A 3976-nucleotide genomic window follows, 5' to 3' on the forward strand; every position below is an offset into this window, starting at 1 on the left:
GGTCTTCTTCGCTGATGTATTCGAACATCTTGACCACACGCATGACGCCCGACACGCCCTGCGCGACGTCGGCGGCGATATTGCCTTCGCGCTGGGTCACGAGGCCCATCAGGTAGACGGTGCCGCGCTCCGTCACGACCTTGAACGACGTGGCGGACACGGTTTTCTTGTCGGCCAGGCTGAGTTTCACCTTGCTGGTGATCAGCGTATCGCTGGAGCGCGAGGTGTAGCTCGACGGGCCGGAGATTTCCAGCTCGTTCATGACGGCTTCGACGTTCGAGATGCCGCGCACCTCGTTTTCGACGGCGCGTTTCATCGCCTCGTCGCGCACTTCACCGGTCAGCAGCACCTTGCGGTTATAGCTGTTGATGTTGACGTGGCCCGCGTCGCCGACGATGCTGCCCATGCGGGCTTCGGCTTTCACGGCGATTGCCTTGTCCTCGGTCTGCGCGCCCAGCGTGCGGCGGTCGGCCGTTGCCATGGCGCCGCTGACGGCGGCACCCGCGACGACCGCGACGCAGCCTTGCAGCGAAGACAGCAGGGCCACGCACAGCACGGCTTTCGACAGGGGACGCAGCACGGCGCCGGGGTTAATTTGCATCTTCTTCTCCGAACAGGGCGACGTCCAGGCCGTCGCAGATACTGTGGATCGCCACCAGGTGCACTTCCTGGATGCGCGCGGTGCGGGAATGCGGTACGTTGATGTGGACGTCGGCGTCGGTCAGCATTTGGCCCAGCTTGCCACCATCCTTGCCCGTCAGGGCGACGACGCGCATTTCGCGTTCCAGCGCGGCTTCGACGGCGGCCACCACGTTGCCCGAATTGCCGGACGTAGAAATCGCCAGCAGGATGTCGCCGGCCTGGCCGAACGCCTGCACCTGCTTGCTGAAGATTTCGTTGAAGCTGTAGTCGTTGCCGACGGCCGTGATGATCGACGTGTCGGTGGTCAGTGCGATCGCCGGCAGCGGGAAGCGCTCGCGCTCGAAGCGGCCGACCAGTTCGGCGGCAAAATGCTGCGCATCGCCGGCCGAGCCGCCGTTGCCGCAGGCAAGAATCTTGTTGCCATTGGAAAGCGCATTGAACATCAGCTCAATCGCTTGAGAAATCGGTTGTGCGAGAAGAGTCGCCGACTTCATCTTGAGTTCGGCGCTTTCCTGGAAATGGGCGAGGATGCGTTGAGTATTCATGGTCGAAGATTATAGTGCAGTGGCAATGCCCGGCGATCAAGCCCGGCAAAAAATGCTTACACTTAAAGGTCTTCAGGACCCTGCTTCGATGGCATTCCTTAACCATTCGATATCATTTCCGTCGATGGCGACGACATCGATGCGGCAGGGCGGCATCCGGCTGAGACCTTGCAAATACACTTGCGCGGCGCGCACGACGCGGCGGATCTTGGCCGGGCCGATGCTGGCCGCCGCACCGACCTGGGCCCCGGCCGCGCGCTGGCGCACTTCGACGAACACGAGTGTGGCGCCGTCGCGCAGGATCAGGTCGATTTCTCCGAGTTTGCACCGGAAATTCGCTTCCACCAGCACGAGACCGTGGCGCTGAAGATACTCCAGCGCCGCATCTTCCCATTGCCGCCCCTGTTCCTGCTTGCGCGACAAACGGGTTGGCCACATATCAGCGCTCGCCGGCGACGGGCTCGAACGTGCCGTTGCGGACGACAACGGCCGCCTCCCGCCGCCGCAGTTCGAGCCGGCCGCCGGGGTTGGCCATTGCATCCAGCCGGCCCGTGACGCCATCCATGCCGAATGGCGCGCCGGCCCGCAGCGCCAGTTCGCGCGCCACGCGGAAGGCGTCGATGCCGAGGGCATACAACCGGTCCATGTCGAGCGGCTGTTCCGGGGCCAAAGGGCGCGGATAGAGCATCACGGCCGGATCGTCGGGCAGCACGATCCACGGCAGGTCGAGGATGCGTACGCCGTCCAGCGGGGACGCGCCGGGTTCCGTTGCGCGGCCCGGATTCGCGGCGCCACCGCCGTAGCAGGGGATCGCGGTTGTCATGGTGGTGGTGCCGGCGCGCACGGCACGCAGCGAAGTGCCGTCGAGCGCGGCGAACAACAGGTCCGGCGGGTCGATCTCCAGTTTTTGCTTCAGTTCCGCGATGGCCGCCTTGCCCGCCTCGCCGGATGGCACGGCGAAGCGCTGGTTCGTGTGGCCCAGTTCATTCCAGCGCGCCTCGAAGGCGCCGGCCGCGCGTTGCGCCCAGGCCGCGTTGCCCGTGAGGATGATGGCGCGTCCCTGCGGATGCTCGCGCGCGGCCCACTCGGCCACCTGTTTCGCCTCCTCTTCGATCGACAGCCCTGCCACGAGCATCAATCTCGGCACGGCCGCGTGGCCTTCCGGCACGCTCAGCGCGACGGTCGGCCGCGTGACGGCGTCGCTGTCAGCCAATGCCGCGACGGCGGAACGTGCCAGCGGCCCGACGACGATGTCGCTGGCAGCTGCCGCGCGCGTGTACGCGTCGAGCACGTCGCGCGGGGCGTCGCCCGTGGGAATGACCTCGACCTTGAAGCCGGTACCGTCGCGTTCCATGCCGGCCATGAAGCCGGCGCGTACGGACTCGGCGGCCGCCGCCAATGTGCCCGAACGCATCGGCAGCAACAGCGCGATGCGCACAGGCGCCGCCGGCTGTGCAGCCGGCTGGACGGGATCGGTGTCTTGCGGTTTGGCGGGCTTCGGCTGGATCGCGGGATCGTCCGGTGCGGCGGCGAAGGCAGCGGCCAGCGTCGTGCCGGCCGTGCGCGAGAAGGCGATCGTGCGCGCGGCGACCGGACGCGCACTTGTGTTTGCGTCCACGGACGCGCACAATCGCTGCGGCCCGGTGCCGACGAGGCATACCAGCGCGACGAGAAGAATATTCATCCGCATCCGTTACCCCACATGACAGAAACCCAGTCCAGCCAGATCGCCCAACTGCCCGTCATGGGCGAGGCCGCCCAGCAGTCCTATCCTACTGCAACGCTTTACGTTGTCGCCACACCTATCGGCAACGTCACCGACATCACGTTGCGCGCCCTGCACGTGCTGTTGCTGGCCGACGTGGTGGCCTGCGAGGACACGCGCAAGACCGGTGCGCTGCTGACGCGCTTCGGCCTGAACAAGCAGATGGTCGCCGCGCACCAGCACAACGAGCGCGAGGTCGCCGAGAAGCTCATCACGCGCCTGCGCGCGGGCGAACGCGTGGCGCTCGTGTCCGACGCCGGCACGCCGGCCGTGTCCGATCCGGGCGCGCGCATCGTCGACGCCGTGCGCGACGCCGGCCAGCTGGTCGTGCCAGTGCCGGGCTCATCGGCTGCGATCGCGGCGCTGTCGGCGAGCGGCCTCGTGAACGACCGCTTCTATTTTGTCGGCTTCCTGCCCGCAAAGGCGAAGCAGCGTGAAACGGAACTGGCCGCGCTCAAGCCCGTGCCGGCGACGCTCGTGTTCTATGAGGCACCGCATCGCATCATCGACTGTGTGGAATCTCTCGTCGCCGCATTCGAGCCGACGCGCCAGGTCGTGTTCGCGCGCGAGCTCACCAAGCTGTTCGAGGAAATCCACCGCTGCCCACTGGCCGACGCGCTGGCGTGGGTGAAGGCGGACGCGAACCGCGAGCGCGGCGAATTCGTCGTGCTCGTCGAGGGCGCCGCGGCGGACGACGATGCGGACGACGCCGAGGCCGAGCGCGTGCTGCGCATCCTGCTGGACGAGTGTTCCGTAAAACAGGCGGCCAGCCTGGCCGCGCAGATCACGGGGAAGAAAAAGAATGCGCTGTACGAGCGCGCGCTGCAGATCAAGGGCGAGGAATAGGCCCGGCTACCACTTGCAGCCGCTGTCCTTCTTGTCCATCGCGAGGAAGATCGGCGCCAGCAATCCTCCGGGCACGCCATCCTTGCAATCCGGCCGCTTGGCCGCCTTGATCGCCCGTTCGAACTTGCTTTCCGTTTGCAGCTGCGGCTTGGGCAGGCGTTCGAGCGCCGTGCCCACC

The 3976-nt window shown here is 66.5% G+C and carries 5 protein-coding genes; 1 reads left to right on the forward strand and 4 read right to left on the reverse strand.

Translation table 11 applies throughout. From position 1 onward, the window contains the following. The 4 genes from AC1DYX_RS28815 to AC1DYX_RS28830 form a co-directional block, all read right to left on the reverse strand. The coding region (locus AC1DYX_RS28815) for a BON domain-containing protein (protein ID WP_477265287.1) at positions 1-601 on the reverse strand (601 nt) is incomplete at its 3' end. Continuing rightward, on the reverse strand, positions 591-1187 hold the full coding sequence (locus tag AC1DYX_RS28820; protein ID WP_477265289.1) for a phosphoheptose isomerase: 597 nt from the start codon (positions 1185-1187) through the stop codon (positions 591-593). The genes AC1DYX_RS28815 and AC1DYX_RS28820, both read right to left, overlap by 11 nt. 72 nt (positions 1188-1259) lie before the next feature. Beyond that, positions 1260-1625, reverse strand: coding sequence for a YraN family protein (locus tag AC1DYX_RS28825; RefSeq protein WP_477265291.1), 366 nt, complete (start codon positions 1623-1625; stop codon positions 1260-1262). A 1-nt stretch (position 1626) separates the two neighbouring features. After that, positions 1627-2871: a penicillin-binding protein activator gene (locus AC1DYX_RS28830; RefSeq protein ID WP_477265293.1), complete on the reverse strand. Its 1245-nt coding sequence runs from the start codon at positions 2869-2871 to the stop codon at positions 1627-1629. Positions 2872-2889: 18 nt separating this feature from the next. Between AC1DYX_RS28830 and rsmI the strand changes: the two genes are divergently transcribed. Beyond that, positions 2890-3798, forward strand: a complete 909-nt coding sequence (rsmI, locus tag AC1DYX_RS28835) for a 16S rRNA (cytidine(1402)-2'-O)-methyltransferase (protein ID WP_477265295.1) — start codon at positions 2890-2892, stop codon at positions 3796-3798. Positions 3799-3976: the final 178 nt, after the last annotated feature.

It is taken from the genome of Massilia sp. P2_C2 (genome assembly GCF_056404615.1).